This window comes from Myxococcus sp. XM-1-1-1 (assembly GCF_020037095.1).
Lineage (GTDB): Bacteria > Myxococcota > Myxococcia > Myxococcales > Myxococcaceae > Myxococcus > Myxococcus fulvus.
Window position 1 is genome coordinate 210,897 of the sequence record NZ_JAIQDH010000013.1, and the last position, 20,329, is coordinate 231,225.

The 20,329-nt window shown below is 70.2% G+C and carries 18 protein-coding genes and 1 tRNA gene; 11 read left to right on the forward strand and 8 right to left on the reverse strand.

From position 1 onward, the window contains the following. Positions 1 to 16 precede the first annotated feature (16 nt). From K8640_RS24700 to K8640_RS24710, 3 genes are all read left to right on the forward strand, one after another. Entirely contained in the window at positions 17 to 1,072 is a 1,056-nt protein-coding gene (locus K8640_RS24700; protein ID WP_223749296.1) for an ABC transporter ATP-binding protein, read from the forward strand. Between the two features lie 88 nt (positions 1,073 to 1,160). After that, positions 1,161 to 1,466: a YkvA family protein gene (locus tag K8640_RS24705; RefSeq protein ID WP_223749297.1), complete on the forward strand. Its 306-nt coding sequence runs from the start codon at positions 1,161 to 1,163 to the stop codon at positions 1,464 to 1,466. A gap of 113 nt (positions 1,467 to 1,579) precedes the next feature. Next, positions 1,580 to 2,410 carry an SDR family oxidoreductase gene (locus tag K8640_RS24710; protein WP_223749298.1) on the forward strand — a complete coding sequence of 277 codons (831 nt, stop codon included), beginning with the start codon at positions 1,580 to 1,582 and terminating at the stop codon, positions 2,408 to 2,410. Between the two features lie 16 nt (positions 2,411 to 2,426). On the opposite strand, the gene K8640_RS24715 is transcribed toward K8640_RS24710, so the two are convergent. The 3 genes from K8640_RS24715 to K8640_RS24725 all read right to left on the reverse strand — a co-directional run bounded on the left by K8640_RS24715 (position 2,427) and on the right by K8640_RS24725 (position 6,697). Continuing rightward, positions 2,427 to 3,536 (reverse strand): hypothetical protein, encoded by a 1,110-nt coding sequence (locus K8640_RS24715; protein WP_223749299.1) that lies wholly within the window; start codon positions 3,534 to 3,536, stop codon positions 2,427 to 2,429. A gap of 96 nt (positions 3,537 to 3,632) precedes the next feature. After that, positions 3,633 to 6,203 carry a VIT domain-containing protein gene (locus K8640_RS24720; protein WP_223749300.1) on the reverse strand — a complete coding sequence of 857 codons (2,571 nt, stop codon included), beginning with the start codon at positions 6,201 to 6,203 and terminating at the stop codon, positions 3,633 to 3,635. Next, positions 6,200 to 6,697: a MerR family transcriptional regulator gene (locus K8640_RS24725; RefSeq protein WP_223749301.1), complete on the reverse strand. Its 498-nt coding sequence runs from the start codon at positions 6,695 to 6,697 to the stop codon at positions 6,200 to 6,202. The genes K8640_RS24720 and K8640_RS24725 overlap by 4 nt, the downstream gene beginning before the upstream one ends. A gap of 165 nt (positions 6,698 to 6,862) precedes the next feature. Between K8640_RS24725 and K8640_RS24730 the strand changes: the two genes are divergently transcribed. Beyond that, entirely contained in the window at positions 6,863 to 7,345 is a 483-nt protein-coding gene (locus tag K8640_RS24730; RefSeq protein WP_223749302.1) for a DUF2721 domain-containing protein, read from the forward strand. Here the strand turns inward: K8640_RS24730 and K8640_RS24735 are convergent. Genes K8640_RS24735 through K8640_RS24745 form a run of 3 tightly spaced genes read right to left on the reverse strand, consistent with a single transcriptional unit; the run spans position 7,342 to position 9,981 of the window. Further along, on the reverse strand, positions 7,342 to 8,181 hold the full coding sequence (locus tag K8640_RS24735) for a slipin family protein (protein WP_223749303.1): 840 nt from the start codon (positions 8,179 to 8,181) through the stop codon (positions 7,342 to 7,344). The two genes, K8640_RS24730 and K8640_RS24735, sit on opposite strands and share 4 nt — an antisense overlap. Continuing rightward, the gene (locus tag K8640_RS24740; RefSeq protein ID WP_267698185.1) at positions 8,178 to 9,536 is read right to left on the reverse strand and encodes a nodulation protein NfeD; all 1,359 of its coding nucleotides are present in this window, start codon (positions 9,534 to 9,536) and stop codon (positions 8,178 to 8,180) included. The genes K8640_RS24735 and K8640_RS24740 overlap by 4 nt, the downstream gene beginning before the upstream one ends. Before the next feature lie 19 nt (positions 9,537 to 9,555). Next, positions 9,556 to 9,981, reverse strand: a complete 426-nt coding sequence (locus K8640_RS24745) for a hypothetical protein (protein WP_223749305.1) — start codon at positions 9,979 to 9,981, stop codon at positions 9,556 to 9,558. A gap of 610 nt (positions 9,982 to 10,591) precedes the next feature. On the opposite strand from K8640_RS24745, the gene K8640_RS24750 reads away from it, so the two are divergent. Beyond that, positions 10,592 to 12,181 (forward strand): amidohydrolase, encoded by a 1,590-nt coding sequence (locus tag K8640_RS24750; RefSeq protein ID WP_223749306.1) that lies wholly within the window; start codon positions 10,592 to 10,594, stop codon positions 12,179 to 12,181. A 7-nt stretch (positions 12,182 to 12,188) separates the two neighbouring features. Here K8640_RS24750 and nhaR read toward each other — a convergent pair whose 3' ends face one another. Beyond that, a complete protein-coding gene (gene nhaR / locus K8640_RS24755; RefSeq protein WP_046710904.1) occupies positions 12,189 to 13,088 on the reverse strand; it encodes a transcriptional activator NhaR in 900 nt (299 codons plus the stop codon). Positions 13,089 to 13,208: 120 nt separating this feature from the next. Here nhaR and K8640_RS24760 point away from each other — a divergent pair, with 120 nt between their 5' ends. After that, a complete protein-coding gene (locus K8640_RS24760) occupies positions 13,209 to 14,003 on the forward strand; it encodes a sigma-70 family RNA polymerase sigma factor (protein WP_223749307.1) in 795 nt (264 codons plus the stop codon). An 87-nt stretch (positions 14,004 to 14,090) separates the two neighbouring features. Then, a tRNA-Phe gene (locus tag K8640_RS24765) sits at positions 14,091 to 14,163 on the forward strand. A 36-nt stretch (positions 14,164 to 14,199) separates the two neighbouring features. On the opposite strand, the gene K8640_RS24770 is transcribed toward K8640_RS24765, so the two are convergent. Further along, complete coding sequence (locus K8640_RS24770) at positions 14,200 to 14,721, reverse strand: hypothetical protein (RefSeq protein WP_223749308.1); 522 nt, start codon at positions 14,719 to 14,721, stop codon at positions 14,200 to 14,202. A 138-nt stretch (positions 14,722 to 14,859) separates the two neighbouring features. Between K8640_RS24770 and K8640_RS24775 the strand changes: the two genes are divergently transcribed. The 4 genes from K8640_RS24775 to K8640_RS24790 all read left to right on the forward strand — a co-directional run bounded on the left by K8640_RS24775 (position 14,860) and on the right by K8640_RS24790 (position 20,305). Continuing rightward, positions 14,860 to 15,405 (forward strand): hypothetical protein, encoded by a 546-nt coding sequence (locus tag K8640_RS24775; protein WP_223749309.1) that lies wholly within the window; start codon positions 14,860 to 14,862, stop codon positions 15,403 to 15,405. 98 nt (positions 15,406 to 15,503) lie between these two features. Continuing rightward, a complete protein-coding gene (locus K8640_RS24780; protein WP_223749310.1) occupies positions 15,504 to 16,910 on the forward strand; it encodes a pitrilysin family protein in 1,407 nt (468 codons plus the stop codon). Continuing rightward, the gene (locus K8640_RS24785) at positions 16,907 to 18,379 is read left to right on the forward strand and encodes a pitrilysin family protein (protein ID WP_223749311.1); all 1,473 of its coding nucleotides are present in this window, start codon (positions 16,907 to 16,909) and stop codon (positions 18,377 to 18,379) included. Before K8640_RS24780 ends, K8640_RS24785 begins: the two co-directional genes overlap by 4 nt. Before the next feature lie 240 nt (positions 18,380 to 18,619). Then, positions 18,620 to 20,305: a hypothetical protein gene (locus K8640_RS24790; RefSeq protein ID WP_223749312.1), complete on the forward strand. Its 1,686-nt coding sequence runs from the start codon at positions 18,620 to 18,622 to the stop codon at positions 20,303 to 20,305. Positions 20,306 to 20,329: the final 24 nt, after the last annotated feature.

The window sequence follows — 20,329 nt, forward strand, 5'->3', positions numbered from 1 at the left end:
GCGTGGCGCTTTCGCCATGCCCCTGCTCTCGCTCGAAGCCCTGTCCCTTCGCTACTCCGCCAGCGGCACCGCCGCGGTGGATGGCCTGTCGCTGTCGATGGAGCCCGGTGAGGTGGTGGCCCTGCTGGGCCCCTCCGGCTGTGGCAAGACGACGACGCTGCGCCTGGTGGCGGGCTTCGAGCGCCCCGGCGCGGGCACCATCACCCTGGACGGCCGCGTGCTCGCGGGCCCCGGGACGTTCGTCGCGCCCGAGCAGCGCAGCGTGGGCATGGTGTTCCAGGACTACGCCCTGTTCCCGCACCTGTCCGTGCTGGAGAACGTGACGTTCGGCCTGTCGAGAATGCCGCGCGCGGAGGCCGAGAAGAAGGCGCGCGCGATGCTGACGCTACTGGGCCTGGGTGAGTTCGGCGCGCGGATGCCGCACGCGCTCTCCGGTGGACAGCAGCAGCGCGTGGCGCTCGCGCGGGCCTTGGCGCCGGGGCCTCGGGTGCTGCTGTTGGACGAGCCCTTCTCCAGCCTGGACAGCGCGCTGCGCGCCTCCACGCGGGTGGAGCTGCGGCGCGTGCTCAAGTCGCTGGGTGTCACGGTGCTGCTCGTCACGCATGACCAGGCGGAGGCCATGGCCTTCGCGGACCGGATGGCGGTCATGCGCTCGGGGCAGGTGGAGCAGGTGGGCACGCCGGAGGCCGTCTACTCGACGCCGCGCACGGCCTTCGTCGCGTACTTCCTGGGGGGCACCAACCTGCTGCCCGGGATGGGCTTCGGCGGCGCGGCGCGCACGGTGCTCGGCAACCTGCCGGTGGTGGGGCAGGCGCGCGGCAAGGTGCTCCTGTCGCTGCGCCCCGAGTCGCTGCGCCTTACGCCGGACACGGACACCGTGGCGGTGGGAGGCGCCCTGCGCGCGGAGGTGTTGTCGCGCGAGTTCCAGGGCCCCAGCGCCGAGTTCACCATCGCCTGCGGCGGCATGGAGCTGGTGGTGCGCGGCGCGCCGGAGCTGCCCCTGCGGGCCGGCGACAGGGCACGCCTGGAAGTGGTCGGCCGAGCGGGCGTCCTGGAGGACAGTCCCGACTAGCTCGGCTGTCCTCCGAGCGTGCGGACGGCATACGCTGTCGGTGTCCCCCGGGTGCAATCACCCGGGCTCTCCGTGCGTAGAGGTGGGTATGAACATCGCAGGTCTTCGTGGCATGGGCACCCGCTTCTTCCGGTACGTGAGAGACCCTCGCGTGTCGCTCTGGCGCAAGCTGGCCGGAGTGCTGGCGGTGGTCTACTTCGTGTCGCCCGTGGATGCGGTGCCGGACGTCATCCCCGTGCTGGGCTGGATGGACGACCTGGGCGTGCTGTCCGCGGCGGCGCTCTTCATGATGCGCGAGGTGCAGCGCTACCGACCCGAGCAGCCCTGGGACGGTGTGCCTCGCGACGAGGAGGGACACGAGCGCGTGCCGCCCACCGTCCGCAAGCACGTCTGAGCGGGAAGGTTCCGCCGGGAATCCCCGGCTCCAGCACTGTCCCAGGAATGTGACGCCGCGCGTCCGCGAGTTCCCGTGGTGCGCGCGGAAGGGACGCGGAATCATGGGCGTGCATGGACACGTCCCAGGGAAGCAAGGTGGTCCTCGTCACGGGAGCCTCCTCGGGTATCGGCGAGGCGTGCGCGGAGCTGCTCTCGGTGCGCAAGCACGTCGTCTACGGCACCAGCCGTCGTCCTCCGGAGACGCCGACGGTGGGCTACCGGATGCTGGCGCTGGACGTTACCCAGGAGGACTCGGTGCGCCGCGCGGTGGCGGAACTCCTGGAGCGCGAGGGCCGCATCGACGTGGTGGTGAACAACGCCGGCCACGCGCTGGCGGGGGCGCTGGAGGACACCTCCGTGGAGGAGGCCTGGCGCCAGCTCGACACCAACGTGCTGGGCGTGCTGCGCGTGTGCAAGGCGGTGCTGCCGCACATGCGGGAGCGGCGCTCGGGTCTCATCATCAACATCGGCTCGCTGGGCGGCGTGGTGGGGCTGCCGTTCCAGGGGCTCTACAGCGCCAGCAAGTTCGCGCTGGAGGGGCTGACGGAGAGCCTGCGCCAGGAGGTGGAGGCGTTCGGCATCCAGGCCTCGCTGGTGGAGCCCGGCGACGTGCGCACGCGGCTGACGGACAACCGCGTCCGCGCCGAGGGCTCGCGTGACGGGTCCGCGTACCGCGAGCCCTTCGAGAAGGTGCTGGCCATCATCCAGAAGGAGGAGCGCGAGGGCGTGCCCGCGGAAGCGGTGGCGCGCAAGGTGCTCGAGGTGATGGAGGCCAGGGAGCCCGACGTGAGGTACTCGGTGGGGAAGCTCTCCCAGCGCGCCGCGGTGGTGGCGAAGACGCTGCTGCCCGCGAGGACCTTCGAGGGCCTCCTGATGTCCATGTTCGGCCTGAAGCGCCGCTGAGCACGGTGCGACGTCGTCAGAACTGACCACCCATGGCGAGGCCCGCGCCGTTGCGACCCATCAGCGTGGGCGTCACCGCCACCGGAGGCAGGCGGCGGGCATCGAAGTTGCGCGTCAGGTAGGCCGTCAGCGCCAGGCCGCCCATGACGCCGATGCCCGTGCCGATGAGGATGGGGTCCTCGTCGTTGTTGCCCGTGAGCAGCAACATGGAGCTCGCGCCCATCAACCCGCCGATGATGCCGCCCGCGTCGATGATGAGCATGCGGCCCCGGCTCACCGGCAGGTTCCGCGACAGCAGCGAGAAGGCGATGATGCCCGCGGACGCCGACGCCATCTGCGCGCCGAACAGCGTCTCCGTGCTCTCTCCGTCGACGGTCCCCAGGAACAGCGTCGTCAGCACGCCGGCCCACAGGCCACCCGAATTCGCCATCGACACCTGCCCCGCGGTGGGCTTCAGGGTGGTGGCGAGCACGATGCCGATGCCGGTGAAGGCCGCGCCGCCCAGCGCCACCGAGCCGAACGCCTCGTCCTCCTCCAGGTCGAGCGCGATGAGCGAGGCGACACCGAAATAGAGCCCCCACATCGTGCCGGAGTTGATGACCGAGGCCTGCCCCGGGGTGACTCCGTCCTGGACCAGCAGCAGCGTGCTGAGCGTGCCCAGGCCCGCGCCGAGCAGCGCGGAGGCCGGATAGGCCCGGTCCGCGCACTCCGCGATGGCACACAGCAGCAGCCCCTGGACCGCGCCATGCATCGTCTGAATCACCGTGAGCGAGGCCGCCGCGCCTCGTGTCGGGCGCTCCGTGTTCTCGAACACCGCGGCCTGCGCCAGCTTCGCGCCGGGCTTGAGCCGCGCGCGGGCCAGCCGCTCCAGCTCGGGCGCATGCGAGTGCTGCGGACACAACTCCAGGACCTGGCGGAAGCGCTCCGCGGCCTGCTCGTCGTCGCCCTTGCTGAGCGCGTCGAAGCCTTCCTTGTAGAGCGTCTCCGACTCGGGAGGACACGCGTCCGGCGTGGCCATCAGCGGCGGCGCCGTGAGCGTGTCCGACGGGCGGACAGGGGCTTCGTCGTGGGAGGGGGAGACCTGGGCGGCACCGAGAGCGACGAGCAGGAAGGTGGCGAGCGTCATGTGCACCCGCCACTTTACGCGACGACCCCGGCCCGTCCACGAGGGGAGGGGCCGAGGTCGCCGATGACTTGCAGCGTCGAGCCAGACGACCCGGGGTCAGCGCGTGGCGAGCGTGTCCACGTGCTGACGCAGCTCGACGTCATTGCCCAGTCGGGCGGCGAGCCCGGACAGGGGCTTCGCGGCCTGCTCGATGCGGCCGCGGGTGCGGGGCCCCGCCGCCACGAGCCAGGCCACGCCCAGCGCCAGCTCGGCCACCTCGGGCGCGCCGGTGAGCTGGCTGGCGAGGTTGAGCAGCGCCTCCACCGCCTTCTTCACCTGGGCGCCGTGCAGCGCGTGGCCGCTGGTGATGCCCTCGCGCAAGAGCTCCAGCAGGGCGAGCGCCGTGCCGCGGGCCTGCCGCACGGGCTCGGGACCCGTGCCGGTGCCATCCCAGAGGCCGTTGGCCAGCTGGCGGCCCAGCAGCGCCTCCACGCCGCCCTCCTCGCGCTCCTCGGCCACGGGGGCCAGGTCGCGCGACTCGCGCATCACCGCGTCCTCCGCCAGCGAGTCGTCGTACGAGTCCATGGGCGCCATCTCCGCGCGCTCCATCTCCTTCGCCTGCTTGCGGGACTTCTTCATCCCGCCTCCGCCGAAGATGCCGCCGAGCAGTCCGCCCGCGCTCTTCGCCATCTCGCCGACGGCGCTGCCGCTGGGCATCATGGGGGACGCAGGCGGAGGCGCCATGGGCGCCGCGGCGGCGGGCGCGGGGATGCGCATGGGCGGGGGCGGAGGCGGAATCTGCGCCGAGCCTCCACGGCTGCGCGCCCCGGGGCGCTGCACGACGTTGCCACCCCCCTCGGCGGCCTCCTCCTGCTTGTCCTTGCCGAACATGGCCCAGCCCGCGGGCGCGTTCACCGGGACGACGCGCGTCTCCGGCTGGCCCGAGGCGCGGCGGTCGCCCGTGCGCTCCTCGACGACGACGAAGGACGTGTAGCGCGTGACGATTTGATGGGCGACGGCGAGCTCGATGATGCGCTTCTTCATCGACTCGGCGCGCCGGCCGATGAGGCCCGTGGACTCCCAGCCCTTGATGCGCTCGGCGGCCCACAGCTTCTCCACCGCGGGACGGTCCGACTCGGCGGGGAAGCTCACGCTCACGGTGAGCGCGAAGGGCTCCTTGCCCGAGCGTCCACGCAAGGTCAGCTTGCCCGAGCCCGGCGTGGTGTAGCGGCCGAGCAGCGTCCAGGGCACGCCGTCCACCATCGTCGGCAGCTCCGCGGGCGCCAGCTCCGTGCCCTCCACGCCCTCGAACGTCGCCTGCAGCTCGGTGACGCGGGGGGCGAGCGCGCGGGCGAACTGGGCCACGACCTTGTCGTCGATGCGCTCGCCGGGGTGGATGAACTCCACGTCGCCGCCCGTCTGGCGGGCCAGGTCGCGCAGCAGCGCGTCGCTCACGTTGGTGCCGATGCCGAACGAGTACACGCGCGCCGTCTTGCGCTCGGCGAGCACGGCGCGGAGGATTTCGTCCTCGTTGCCCACCTGGCCGTCGGTGAGCAGCACGAGCACGCCATCCGGCGCGGTGCGCGCGGCGGCCTGCATGGGCCCGAGCAGCTCGGTGCCACCGTCGGCTTGCAGCGCGGCCACCCACCGGTCCGCGTCCTCCAGCATGCGCTGGGTGAAGGGCACGGGCTGCGGCTGGAAGGAGCGGAAGCTGCTCTCGAAGGCGATGACGTTGAAGCGGTCACCCTCGCGCAGGTGGCGCAGGCACAGCCGGAGCGCGGCCTGGGCCTGGGGCAGGCTGTCGCCGTCCATGGAGCCGGAGACGTCCACCAGGAAGATGACCTCCTGCTTGGGCGGCGTGGACGCCATCGCGAGCAGGTCGGGCACCACGGTGAGCGCGAAGGTGCCGGGGTTGTCACCCTTGCGGTGGGTGACGAGCGGCACGAAGACGGCGCTGGTGTCGGGGCTGCGCAGGGTGAGGACCAGGTCGCGGTCCAGGGCCACCTCGCCGCGCGCGAAGCTCACGCGGCCCCGGGTGCTGCTCTCGCGGGTGAAGGTGATGGCGTGCGAGGGGCTCTCGACCACCACTTCGCGGCCCAGGTCGACGAGCAGGTCCAGGCGCAGGCCGTACTGCACCTGGCCGATGGGAGGGCTGATGCGGTCCGCGTCGGGGACGCGGGCGGTGGGCTCGGCGGCGCCGTGGCCGGTGCGGTCGCCGGAGGGGGCGCCGGGGATGTAGCGCGGGGCGACGAGCGTGGGCAGCATCCAGCGCACGCTGCCCTCCTCGGCGGTGACGGCCTGGAGGAGCTCCACCTCGATGACGGTCTCCTCGCCGGGCAGCAGGTTGCCCACCTGCGCGGTGAAGACGTTGGAGCGCTCCTCGTCGAGCAGCGCCGCGCCGTGGCCGGCGGTGACGGCGTCGTCGTAGGTGCGGAAGGCCTCCTCGCGCTCCTTGACGACGCCGTCGATGCGGCGGCCCGCGCACGTCATGGAGAAGGCGGACAGGGTGCCATCGGAAGGAAGGGGGAAGGTGTAGACGGCCTCGACGGGGCGCTTCTCGTCGTTGAGGTAGCGCTGGCGCACGCGCACGCGCGCATGACCGCCGAGCAACTCACCGGTGACTTCGACGCCCTGCAGCGGCACCTGCTTGCCTTCGCGCGTGAACAGCCCAGCTTGCTCCTTCGTCATGGCTTCTCCTTGTCCTGGAACTCTTCGATGAGGGCGCGCACCCGCTCGGCGAGCGCGCGAGTCTTGGCTTCCGCTGAATCCGACACGTGCAGCTCCAGCCCGGGAGCCAGCTCCCACCGCTGGTAATTCGACGCTCCGTTGGGACGCCGGACGGGCGGCGCCGGTGCCACGTTTTGTGGCTCAGGCGAGGTCGCCGGCCCGTACGTGGGCGGCGTGGGGGTGGGGGCCGACTCGGCGAGCTTTCGCAGTTCGTCGGGTGTCAGCCGGAGCAGCTCCGCCTGGATGGCGTCCAGGGGCAGGAACCGCGCCTGGAGGACCCGGATGGCCTTGAGCCGGATGAGGTGCTCCTCGCCATACACGGTGTCCGGTCCCTTGAAGGGAGGCGCGGGGAGCAGGCCCCGCTGGACGTAGTAGCGCACCGTGCGTGGCGAGACGCCCGCCTCCTCGGCCAGCTCCGCCAGCTTCCACTCGCTCTGTGTCTTCCGCGTGTTCACGACACGAACAGTAGGACTCGACATGGATGCTGTCAAGTCGACAGTGTCGAATTGTCGCGAGGGGAGTGTCGAGATGTAGGGCGGGTTGGTGTCGGATTGGACAGTGCTGGTGTCGAGATGGGCGGATGGGTTGCGTGGGGTGGGGAGGGGTGGAACAGAGGGGGGATGAACGGTGCGGAAGGGTTGGACGTCTCGTCGATACGGTTGATTGGGACGGCGGTGACGCCGGCGGTGATGGTGTCGGCGTGCGGCATCGTGGCGACGGGGTTGGACAATCAGATTGCGCGGATGACGACGCGGATGCGGGAGATGTTGAGGGAGGTGCGGCTGTTGCCGGAGGGGCACACGCGGCGGGAGGTGTTGCGGCAGGAGGTGGACATCCTGGACCGGCGGCACGCGATCCTGGCGAGGGCCATCGCGCTCACGTACACGGCGCTGTTGTCGTTCGTGGTGACGTCGCTCTTGTATCTGACGAAGCGTCAGCTCGACATCCCGGAGCCGTTGCCGGTGGTGGCGTTCGCGTTGGGCGTGTTGCTCCTGGGCGCGGTGGCGGTGCTGGCGCTGGCCTCGCTGCGGCTGAGCCGGCTGGCCATCCAACTGGAGCGCGAGGAGCTCTTCGGGAGCAAGCGCAGGCCGCGGTCGAGTTAGGTGAGTCCGCCCGCGGGAGGGCTCTCCTCATCGTCATCGAGTCCATGGCGTGAGTCGTCACGCGAGCCGAAGCCGCTCCGGGCCGCCGCGGCGCCGACGGCGCGCAGGATGTCGAGCGGGATGGGGAGGATGGTGTGGTTTCCGCCCGTCGTGATCTCCACCAGCGTCTGGAGATAACGAAGCTGGAGCGTGGCCGGGTTGCGGCTGAGCACGTCCGCCGCCATGGAGAGCTTCTCCGCGGCCTGATGCTCGCCCTCGGCGGCGATGATCTTCGCGCGGCGCTCGCGCTCCGCCTCGGCCTGTCGCGCGATGGCGCGCTGCATCTCCAGCGGCAGGTCGATGTGCTTCACCTCCACGTTGGAGACCTTGATGCCCCACGGGTCCGTGTGCGAGTCGAGCACCTGCTGGATTTCGCGGTTGATGCGCTCGCGCTCCGTGAGCAACTGGTCCAGCTCCACCTGCCCCAGGATCGCGCGCAGCGTGGTCTGCGCGAGCTGACTGGTGGCGTAGAGATAGTCCTCCACCTGGAGCACGGCCTTGTCCGCCTGGATGACGCGGAAGTAGACGACGGCGTTGACCTTCACGCTCACGTTGTCCCGCGTGATGACGTCCTGGGGCGGCACGTCCCGAGCCACGGTGCGCAGGTCGATGATGACCATGCGCTCCACGAAGGGGATGAGCCAGCGGAAGCCCGCGCGCTTCAGTCCCACGTAGCGTCCCAGCCGGAACACCACGCCGTTCTGGTACTCGGTGACGATGCGCACGCCGGAGAGGAACAGCAGGAAGACGGCGCCCAGGGGGATGAGGAACCCGAGCAGTCCGAATACGTCGGTCATGGCTTCACCTCGTCGACGAAGAGGGTGAGCCCGTCCACACGACGGACCACCACGTGGGTGCCCTGGCGGAGGGGCTTGGGAGAGGTGGCGCGCCAGCGCTCACCGTGGACGAAGACCTCGCCGTTCTCGGGCGAAGTGGGCGAGAGCGTGGTGCCCTCCTCGCCGACGAGCCCCGCGTCACCGCCGAGCTGCGGCAACTTGCGCGTCTGCGCGCCTCGCCACGCGATGTAGGCCGTGGCCCCCGCGAGCACCAGCGTGGTGGGAATCAACCAGGCCCACGTCACGCGGAAGGACGGGTCCACGAACCAGCCCGGGTCGAACCGGTCCACGAGGAACAGTCCACCCAATCCCAACAACACCACGCCCGAGGCCCCGAGCAGTCCACTGGTGACGAACAGCTCCGCGACGATGAGCGCCACGCCGAGCAGCAACAGCAGCAGCGCCCCCGTGCGAACGGGCAGCGCGGAGGACGCCATGAGCGCGAGCACCAGCGCCACCGCGCCGAGGAGCCCTGGAGCGATGCCGCCCGGATGGGTCAGCTCGACGACGAGCCCGAGCGCGGCCATGAGGAACAACAGGTAGACGAGCGAGGGATGCGCGAGAGCATGGACCAGTCTCTGTGACAGACCGGGCGTCAGCTCCACGAACCGCGCATCGCGGGTGTCCAGGTGCACGGTGTCCCCGCTGGCCACCTGGACCGCGCGTCCATGCACCTGGTCGAGGAACCCCTCTTCACTCGAGGACAGGTACTCCACCACGCGCAGCTCACGGGCCTGGTCCGCGCTGACGGCGACGCTGTCGCGCACGGCGGAGGCGGCCCAGGAGGCATTGCGCCCGCGCTGCTTCGCGATGCTCTCCGCGAAGGCGACGGTGTCGTTCTCTACCTTCCGCGCGAGCTGCGAGCCTCCCGCCGCCTCCGGGTCCTCGCCGGTGAGTCCCACCACGGGATGTGCGGCGCCGATTCGGGTGCCCGGAGCCATGGAGGCCACATTCGAGGCGAGGGTGATGAACACACCTGCGCTGCCCGCATGCGCACCAGAAGGGCCCACCCAGACGAGCACGGGCACGGACGAGCCCAGGAAGGCGCGCACGACGGCGTGCGTGGCCTCCAGCGAGCCACCCGGCGTATCCAATCGGACCAGCAGCGCCGAGTGCCCACCCAGCTCCGCGCGCCGAACGCAGTCGACCAGATATGCGCCCGAGCCGGAGTCGACCACGCCATCCAGCTCACAGCGAGCCACCGTGTCGTGAGGAACCTCTGTCGGCGGTGTCGCCGCGAGCAACCCCAGTGACAGTGACAGCAGGAGCCCCATCGCTCCGAGTCGCCGCGTGTGCTGGAGTGTCGAGGCTCCCATGGAACGAGAGGGCCACACGTCACACCTCCTGGAACTGGAGCGAGCCCTGGAGGGCGCCCCGCGGGGCGTCGAGCCGTCGCGGACAGACGTTGCTGCGCCGCCGCCAATCCGCCTCGGAGCCGGTGCTGTTGCCGCACGACCTCGGCCTCCACGCGGCTTCGACGCACCGGTCGATGTCGCGCGACCTCCGAAGGAGGAAGTTGCCGAGGCGCAGAGCGGACACTCCATCACCGTGGAAACCCTCCCAGTCAGTCTCGAGGCAATGGACGGAGCCGCGTGACTCCAGGGCGCGCAGGATGGCCGCGACGTAGCTGTCACCAAGCACTCCGCTCAGCGGCTCAGCGCGGCCTCCACGCAGGAGCGCGGCGCGGCGCGGAAGCACGTCGAGCGCGACGCCACGATGAATGGCGGGTGCTCGCTTGCCGGCATCGACGACATCCCGCATGGCCGTGAAGCTCCCAGGGGTGAGGCCCTCCCGACACAACGGTGCTCATGGCCGACGGCCTCTTCCTCCAGGGCGCTCCGCATGTCCGGTATCCGGCATCGTGAGCGGGCGCCCGCCTGCCAGGCCGCTCAACGGCTGGTGGGACCCGGCGTCATGCCCAGATTGGGTTCAGGAGGTTCGCGCGGCATGGGCCGCCACAGGCAGTCCCATCATCTTGGACGAGGAGGATTCATGCGCCGTGTCGTTCTCATCGCAGCCCTGGGCTTGGGTGCCACCGCAGCGTTCGCCTGTAAGACCACGCAGCCGCCCGGGACTGAGACGCAGGCGCCGATACAGGGACCCGATCAGGTGAGAGAGCCCGTGCAGACGGTGCCGAACGAACCGCCAGGTCCCGCCACGCCCATGCCCGCCGAGGCGGACGCGGGCACGACGCAGACGCCGTAGCGGCGAGCGCATGGCGGACCCTCGTCTTACGCAGCCATCATGATTCGAGCGGCACGGATGCCTCCGTAGGGACGTCCGTGCCGAGCCATCTGGATGCGGCCCGTGACAGCACGCCGAGGCTCGCGCACAGTGCGCGGGCACAGGCAAGCACCCACGGAGGCGCACGGTGGCGACCACGGTCTATCTGGCGGAGCGAATCTGGACACTGGATGCCGAGCATCCCCGGGTCCGAGCCCTGGCCGTGCGCGATGGCCGCGTGCTGGCAGTGGGCTCACCGGACGACGTGCGAGCCGCGGCTCCTGGCGCGCGAGAGGTGGACCTGGGTGACGCCACGGTGGTCCCCGGTCTGGTGGATGCGCACGCGCACATCCACGGGCTGGGCCGGAGCCTCACCACGGTGCGCCTGGAGAAGGCGCCCTCGGTGGACGAGGTGGTGCGTCGCCTGGCGCAGGCGCCTGCCTCCAGCTTCCAGGGGGACTGGTTGCTGGGACGTGGATGGGACCAGAACGAGTGGCCCGGCGGAGCCTTCCCAGGGCGCGAAGCGCTCGACGCACGCTTCCCGTCGACGCCGGTGTTCCTCACGCGAGTGGACCACCACGCGGCGTGGGTGAACGGTGAGGCGCTCCGACGCGCTGGCATCACCCGAGACACCCAGGACCCGGAGGGCGGCCGCATCTTGAGGGATGCGCGGGGAGAGCCCACGGGAGTGCTCGTGGACAACGCGATGGACGTGGTCGCCGCGGCGATGCCTCCGCCCACGAAGGACCAGCTCGAGACGCGACTGCGCGCGGCGCTGGAGCGCTGTGCCCGGGTGGGCCTGACAGGCATTCACGACGCGGGCATGGACCTGGAGGCCTTCCGCGTCCTCCAGCAATGGGACGCACAGGGCACGCTGCCCCTGCGAGTCTACGCGATGGCGGCAGGGCAGGGCGACGAGCGGCACGCGTACCTGGAGCAGGGTCCCTGGCAGGGGCGGATGCTGACGATGCGCGCGGTGAAGTTCCTCGCGGATGGCGCGTTGGGGAGCCGAGGCGCCGCGCTCCACGAGGACTACAGCGACGAGCCCGGCCAGCGCGGGCTGTTGTTGATGTCCCCCGAGGAACTGGAGGCGAGGACGCGCGCGTTCATGGCGAGGGGCTTCCAGGTCTGCATCCACGCCATTGGAGACCGTGCCAATACCTTGGTCGTGGACGTGCTGCTGCGAGCCTCCGAGGCGACGGGGACTCAGGCACTGCGACACCGTGTCGAGCACGCGCAGATACTTCGACGCGAGGACATCACGCGCCTGGGCGCGGCGAAGCTCGTGGCGAGCGTGCAGCCCACCCACGCGACCAGTGACATGCCCTGGGCGGAGGCGAGGCTGGGCCGCGAGCGGCTGCGCGGCGCCTACGCGTGGCGCAGCCTGAAGGATGCGGGAGCGAACCTCGCGCTGGGCAGCGACTTCCCCATCGAGAACCCGGACGTGCTGGCGGGCCTGTACGCGGCGCGCACTCGGCAGGACGCCACGGGCAGGCCCGAGGGCGGCTGGAGGTCGGAAGAAGTCCTGACCGGACAGGAGGCCCTGGAGGGCTTCACGCTCGGCCCCGCGTGGGCGTCGTTCGAGGAGGCACGGCGCGGACGACTGGTGACAGGGCAGGACGCGGACTTTGTGGCCCTGTCCGTGGACCCGGTGGAGGGCGCCGCGAGGGGCCTGGTGGACGCGCGAGTCCTCGCGACGGTGGTGGCGGGCGTGGAGGTGTTCCGCGAGTCGCCGTGACTGCCGCTCACACGCTGAAGATCTGCGAGCGCGCCGCCTCGGCGATGGCGACGACGGCGGGGTGGCGCAGGCGTCGCTCGACGGTGATGGCGTAGAAGCAGGTCTCGATTTCGTCGGTGCGCCCGATGACGGAGCAGTTGAAGGCGCGCTCCATCTGCGACTCGATGACGGAGGGCATGGCGAACACGCCGTGCCCGCTCTGCCCGAAGGCCTGGAGCAGCGCGCTGTCGTCGAAGTCGCCGGCGATGAGCGGGCGCAGGTTCTGTCGCTCGAACCAGAGGTCCAGCGAGCGGCGCACGGAGGACTCGTCCGAGGGGAGCAGCACGGGCGCGCCGTCGAGCGAGCGAGGGAAGTCCTTCTTCAGGTGGCGCAGGTTGTTGGCCGCGAAGAAGGACACGCCGCATTTGCCCAGCAAGTGATTGAAGGAGCGGACGCTGACCGGCTCGGAGCTGGGGGCATCGGCGAGCACCACGTCCAGCTCATGCAGCGCCAGGGAGGCGAGCAGTTGGGGCAGTGGGCCCTCGCGGCAGATGATGCGCAAGGAGGGCCCCGCCTCGAGCGCGGGCTTGAGGAGCTGCTCGGCCACCAGCTTCGGGATGACGTCGAGGATGCCCACGTTGAGCCGCAGCTGCTGACCCGGGGGGAGGCCCGCGACCACGTTCTTCAGCTCGTTGCCCAGGCGGAAGATTTCGTCCGCGTACCGCATGACGGTGCGACCCACGTCCGTGAGGACCAGCTTGCGGCCCTGTCGCTCGAAGAGCTTGTGGCCCAGCGACTCCTCCAGCAGCTTGAGCTGGCTGCTGATGGTCGGCTGGGCGAGGTGCAATTCCTCGCCTGCCTTGGCGATGCTGCCCGCCCGCGCAACCGTCCAGAAATACAGGAGATGGTGGTAGTTGAGCCAGCTCATGGACTTAGAAATAACCTATGGATTCAGTTCAAACTACCTAATTTTTTTAAGGATGGCGGTGGCTTATCTCTTGGGGCGTTCGCGGCGATTGGTTCGCCGCGAATGACCCGGAGGAGGTCCATGGAAGCCATCAAGGTGAGCGAGTTCTGCGAGTCCCCTGAGCTTGAGGTGCCGGGCGCGGTGGTCGAGGCGCGGGTACGAGAGCACCTGAATCTGGTGGAGCGGTTGGCATGGAAGTACCGCTGGACGGGGCTGCCGCAGGACGAGCTGGTGGCGGAGGGCAACGTCGGGTTGATGGAGGCGGCGGGGCGGTTCGAGGAGCGGGGGGTTCCGTTCGGGGCGTACGCGAGTCAGTGGATTCGGGCGCGCATCCGGGCGTACGTGGGGCGCAACTGGAGCATGGCGGGTGGGCGGGCGCCCTGGGTGGTGTTCCAGCTGCGGCGGGAGCGGGCGCGGCTGGAGGCCCGGTGGGGGGAGGGGCATCCGGAGGTGGTGCGGCGGCTGGCGGACGCGCTGGGCAAGAAGGAGGAGGACGTGGCCCGGGCGGCGGAGTCGCTGACGCGCGATTTGTCGCTGGACGCGCCGGTGACGCAGGACGGGGACGTGACGCGGCTGGAGGTGTTGGAGGGGGACTTCGAGTCGCAGGAGGACTCGGTGGACCGGGCGCAGTGGGCGGCGAGGCTGCGGGCGAGCGTGGAGGCGGCCTGGCCGGAGCTGGACGCGCGGGAGCGGGCGTTGGTGGAGGAGCGGATGATGGTGGAGGAGGGGGTGAGCGCGGAGTTCCTGGCCCAGCGCTTCGGGGTGACGGCGGTGCGCATCCGGCAGATCGAGCAGGGGCTGAGGGCGAAGCTGAAGAAGAGGCTCACGGCCAGTCTGACGACCTGGGACGCGGAGGCGATGCCGCGGGCGGCGTGACGTGGAGGTGAAGGGCCGTCAAATGGGTGCTTGACGGCCTGGGGACGGGCTCGATATGAGAGCGCGGCTTCTCGCGGTGACCCGTACGCCCAGGTAGCTCAGTCGGTAGAGCAGGGGACTGAAAATCCCCGTGTCGGTGGTTCGATTCCGCCCCTGGGCACACGTTGAAGACTTCAGGGCCCTGGACCTCTCTGGTTCAGGGCCCTTTGTTTTTCCGGCGGGTGTGCGGATTGAGCAGGGGCGGGCCGCAGGAGAGGGCGCCACCCTTCACCTGGTTCTCCAGGCTCAGGGCGGAGGCGCCGTCCGGGACCTGAACGAACCGGTAGCCGAGGTGCGCGTGGATGAACGCCTGGGTCCGCTCATCCAGTGACAGGGCTCCGCTCGAGACTTGCTGGATGTCCTCGGGTGACAAGGTGGGGAGCACCAGCCGGTCGCAAACATAGACACAGAACTTGTCTCCGCTGCGCCGTCCGCTGGCGTGGCTCCTGAGTCGGTCCGCCAGTCCCCTGGGTTTGGTGGAGGAGGGCTCTTCCACGAGCGGACCTCTGCCTGCCATTCCCACGTAGACGAGCTGCTGGTCTCTCCAGATGGAGTACACGCCCGCGGCGATGCTCGGCAGGGTGCGGTGGGGCCAGCCGGAGAACGCGAACAGCGGCCCGTGCTCGAGATGATGGAGTGCGGCCGTCCAGTCGGGTCCCTGGAAGCGTGGGCTCGTCATGATGTGTGCAGGCTATCCCGCGCGGCGTGGTGGGCCCATCGTCGAGCGAGGTGACGGCGAGCAGACGACCTCGTGCGAAGCCGGGTGCACAGGACGCCTGGGGCAGGGTAGAGAGAGGGCTCGGAGGAGTGACTCGAGATGGACGCGAACGCAGTGGCGGAGCTGGAGAAGGCGGGCGTGAAGGCGGATGCGCCGGACCGGCTGTTTGTCGCCGTGGAGTGGGACGCCGACAAGAAGCACGTGGTCCCCGTGGGCCCCCGCGCCCTGGTGCGTGATGGCGAGAAGCTCGCGCACGTCACGCTCCAGACCATCTCCAAGCTGTGGACCGGTGACAAGGTCCCCCCCGACTTCACCAAGACTCCGCCTCCCGAGTATCACCCGTTCTTCATGCTCCTCGAGGCCACGGCCGCCGGCTACTGCCGCGCCGTGCGCAACACGGAGACGGACCAGGAGTTCGAGCGGCTCTATCGCCACCTCGCGCGCCGCCCGGATGGCACGGACCGCAACCCCCTGTTCTCGTACCTGCAGGGCGCCGCGCGCCTCTACATGTCCCTGCGCGACGTGAGCAAGGCCGAGTTCGAGGCCGTCGTCCTCCGCCTGCACCAGTCCGCCAGGCACCACCAGACGCACGTCGGAAGCATCAACTACTTCCAGGACGTGCTGCGCGGTGTGCTCGGCGCCTGAGCGCGTCATCCTCCCCGCTCGGTAGGCCCCCCGCCCGAAAACGGAATATCGTGCCCCGCCGCCCGTTCCCGGGCGTCTTCCTCACCTCAGGAGCACGGATGTTCCGTCAGTCCCTCCTCTGGACGTCGTGCCTGGCGCTGCTGGCGGCTCCTGTCGCCGGCGCCCAGGCACAGGCCAAGGCCCCCAAGCCCGCCGCCGCGTCCTCCCAGAAGCTCGGCGCCAACGTCGAGACGCGCACCTTCAAGAACGGCCTCAAGGTCGTCGTCTGGCCGGACCACGACATCCCCAACGTCGCCCTCTTCAACTGGTTCCGCGTCGGCAGCCGCAACGAGTACCCCGGCATCACCGGCCTGTCCCACTTCTTCGAACACATGATGTTCAACGGCGCCAAGAAGTTCGGCCCCGGTGAGTTCGACCGCGTCATGGAGGCCAACGGCGGCTCCAACAACGCCTTCACCTCCGAAGACGTCACCGTCTACCAGGACTGGTTCCCCCGCTCCGCCCTCGACATCATCTTCCAGCTCGAGGCCGACCGGCTCCAACACCTGTCCTTCGACCCCAAGGTCATCGAGTCCGAGCGCGGCGTCGTCTACTCGGAGCGCCGCTCCAGCGTGGACAACAACAACATGGGCGCCCTCGCCGAACAGGTCCAGGCCACCGCCTTCGTCGCCCACCCCTACCAGTTCCCCGTCATCGGCTGGCCGTCCGACATCGAGTCGTGGCGCATCGAAGACCTCCAGCGCTACTTCAAGACCTACTACGCCCCCAACAACGGCACCCTCATCATCACCGGCGCCGTCACCCCCGCCGAAATCTTCACCCTCGTCGAGAAGTACCTCGAGCCCATCCCCTCGCAGCCCGCCCCCGAGCCCGTCCGCACCCAGGAGCCCGAACAACAAGGCGAGCGCCGCGTCGTCGTGAAGAAGGTCTCCCAGTCGCCGCTGCTCCAGCTCGCCTACCACGGCATCGCCGGCAACGACGCGGACGCCGAGGCCCTCACCCTGCTGCTCAACATCCTCGGAGACGGTGACTCGTCCCGGCTCCACCGCCGCCTCGTGGAGGAGGAGCGCGTCGCCATCCGCGCCGGCACCATGTACTCGCCCGGCTTCGACCCCGGCCTCGTCTGGCTCACCGCGGACCTGCCCGCCGGCGGCGACCTCGCCCGCGCCGAGGCCCTCCTCACCGAGGAGGTCACCCGCGTCGCCAAGGACGGCGTCACCGAGGCCGAGCTGCGCAAGGCGCGCAACATCACCCTCGCCAACCACTGGCGCTCGCTGGAGACCATCAGCGGCCGCGCATACACGCTCGGCGCCTCCGAGGTCTTCCGCGGCGACTACCGCAAGGTCTTCGACGCCCCCGCCCGCTACGAGCGCGTCACCCGCGAGGACGTCCGCAAGGTCGCCGCCCGCATCTTCGTCACCCAGCGCCGCACCGTCGGCTGGCTCGTCCCCACTGACGCCGCCGAAGTCGCCACCCCCGCCGCTCGCAAGGACGCCACGCGATGATCGCCCCCCTCACCTGGAAGACGGTCCTCGCCGCCGTCCTGCTCTCCTCGGGCACCGCCGCCGCCCAAGGCGCCGCGCCGTCCAAGCCCACCCCGACCGCCGCGCCCGCCGCCACCCAGGGCGTCAAGCTGCCCAAGCCCACCACCGTCACGCTCAAGAACGGAGCGAAGCTGCTCCTCGTCGAGCGCAAGGAGGTGCCCCTCATCGCCTTCAGCGCGTGGCTGCGCGGCGGAGCGCTCGCGGACCCGTCCGGCAAGGAGGGCCTGGCCGCCCTCACCGCGGAGCTGCTCCAGAAGGGCGCCGGCGCCCGCGATGCCCGCCAGTTCGCCGAGGCGGTGGACGGCGTCGGCGCGATGCTCGACACCCGCGCCGACCTGGAGAACCTGGTCGTCAACGGCCAGTTCATGTCCCGCGACAGCGCGCTGATGGTGGAGCTGCTCGCGGACCTGCTCACCCGCCCGCGCTTCGCCCAGGATGAGCTGGAGAAGACGCGCGAGCGCATGGCCTCCGAAATCACCGCCGCCAAGGATGGTGACCCGCGCGGCCTCATCAACACCTACTTCGAGGCGTACCAGTTCTCAGGCCACCCCTACGGCACCCCCGTGGGTGGCACCGAGGCCTCGCTGCCCACGCTCAGCCGCGAGGACGTGCTCGCCTACGCCAAGAACCAGCTCGGCGGTGACAGGCTCATCCTCTCCGTCGTCGGTGACTTCGACAGCAAGGCGCTCGCGGCGAAGCTGGAGGCCGCGCTCGGTGGTTGGGCCAAGGCGGCGAGCCCCGCGCCCCAGGTGCCCGCCACCACCGTCTCCCAGGGCCGCCGCGTCCTGCTCGTCGACAAGCCCGACGCCACGCAGACCTACTTCACCATCGGCAACACGGGCATCGCGCGCAACGACGCGGACCGCGTCACCGCCAACCTGGTGGAGACGGTGCTCGGCGGACGCTTCACCTCGCTGCTCAACACCGAGCTGCGCGTGAAGTCCGGCCTCACCTACGGCGCCCGCGCCTACTTCGCTCCGAGCGCCCACCCGGGCACCTTCGCCATCTTCTCCTTCACCCAGACGGAGAAGACGGACAAGGCCATCGACATGGCGCTGGAGGTGTACAGCCGCTACCGCAAGACGGGCATGGATGACGCCATGCTCGCGTCCGCCAAGTCCTACGTGCTGGGCCAGTTCCCGCCCCGGCTGGAGACGGGCGGCCAGGTGGCCAACAAGCTGTCGGAGCTGGCCTTCTACAACCTGGACGCGAGCGACGTGGATGGCTTCGCCACCGCCGTGTCCGCCGCCACCCGCGAGTCCGTGGGCGCCGTCCTCCAGCGCACGCTGCCCGCGCCGGAGAACCTGACCTTCGTCTTCATCGGCAAGGCCTCCGCCATCCGGGAGATGGCTCGCAAGTACGGCCCCGTCACGGAGATGAAGATCTCCGACAAGCGCTTCGCCCCGGCGGCCGCGCCCGCCAAGCGCTGAATCCCAGGCGGTCCCATCGCGCCCTCCGGGTCCGCCGACACCACGTCGGCGCCGGGGGGCGCGGTGCGTCCGGTCCATGGACAGACATCCTTGCGAGGAAATGGCCCGCAACACCTGACGGGCCTGGATTGCGCAAACCTCGCACGGATGCTTGCTGGATGTGATTCATCGCGAGCGCCCCCTGGGCCGTCTGGAGGGCCTCGGCTAGCGTGCCGGGGCTTTCTTCCGAAGGGGGCTCTCATGAAATCGCCGCGATGGTCTTTCCTGCTGGGCGCGACGTGCGTCGCGTGGCTGGCGGGATGTGGAAGTGGTGCGCCCGAGTCGAGCGGACTCGGCGCCGGGCTGGCTTCCGTCGATACGGACACGGACTCGACCGGGGATGGGACGTGGATGGGGGAGCCCATCGCCGAGGGCTGCGAGCCGGATGGCGGCGTGCCCACGGATGGCGGCGTGCCCTCCGTCGACGGGGGCGTGCCCTCGGCTGACGCGGGAGTGCCCTGGGGGTTGGTGTGGGTGAAGAGCACCACCCGTTTCCACACCTCCGTGGGCGTCGCCCAGCAAGAGGAGGACCTGTCCGCCAATCCTCCCGAAATCCTCGTGCCCACCGGCTCGACGTTCGAGCTGCACCTGGGCTCGGCACACCCGGAGGGTGGCTGGCTGTTCACCGGTATCCGCCAGGGGGCGTACTACCTGCGCAGGGGGTCCACCTCCCTCATCACGAGCGCGAGATACGTGGACGTCGGTCGCAACCGCCTGGGTCGCTCCGACGCGCAATACGTGGACGTGGCCTCCTCGCCGCTCCAGGTCAACCTGCTGAACCTGGCGCCGTGGCAGAACTGGGAGAGCGGCACGCAGCCCGGCTCCAGCCTCCAGCTCACCTCGTCGCAGGTGGACCTGTACTCCACCGCGAGCGTCTTCGACTTCATCCCGGATGGCGCGACGTCCATCGTCACGTCCAACGCCGTGATGGACTCGGGCCTGGGCAACCTTCCGGTCTTCGAGGCGGACAAGGGAGACCGGCTCTACGTCAACCAGCTCAGCGAGTTCAGCGCGGGCTCCCTCCCGGATGGACGCCCGCTGGGCTACACCGCCGTGGAGCGCTCCGCGCAGGTGGGAGCCTTTGACTTCCTGCCGGATGGCTTCACGCCCATGCCTGTCACCGGGCTGCTCCAGCCGGCGCGGATGCGGGAGTTCCCCATCGAGTGGCGGCTGCCTGACTTCGCGCGCTTCGCCTCGCACGTCCACCCCAATGCACAGCCGGGGATACCGCGCCTGGACCTGGTGCCCGGCCCCCACGGATTGCAGGAGGGGTGGATTGGCTATACCGGCGAGCTGCTCAGCCTGAGCCTGCCGCGTGGCACCGCGTATGACCTCACGGCGCGTCTGCGGTTCGGCAATCCCTATCCGTCGAACTGGGGCGTCATCGGCGTGGTGTCCTATTCGTTCCGCAACCAGGAGCGCATGCCGGATGGCTCGGGCCGGCTGGGCAGCATCACCGGGGGCTATACGGAGTGGGACTCCATCGACAACCTCATCGCCGGGCCCCTGGTGCCCAAGCTGTCGCCTCCGCTCGCCTTCACCATCGATGGCGTGCCCGCCACGATTCCGCGCAGGGTAGGGACCGTCAGTCCGGTGCTCGCATGGACGCCGCCGCTGGTGGGCACGCCCAGCGCCTACCGGGTCAGCATCCAGCGGTTCGACCCGGACCTCGGCTTCGCGTTCACCTGGCGGGTGCTCTACATGCCCGGCTCCGTCACCCAGGTGCGCCTGCCTCCGGATACCCTGGAGCCCGCGACCAGCTACATCGCCACGGTGAGCGCCATCGACAGCCCGAACGTCGCCATCGAGAACTTCCCCTTCCGGACGTTGGATCGACTGCCGTATCGCTCGTTCGCCACCACGAGTTCGTACTTCACCACGCCGTGACGCTCGGCGCGTGAGCTCGCCGGG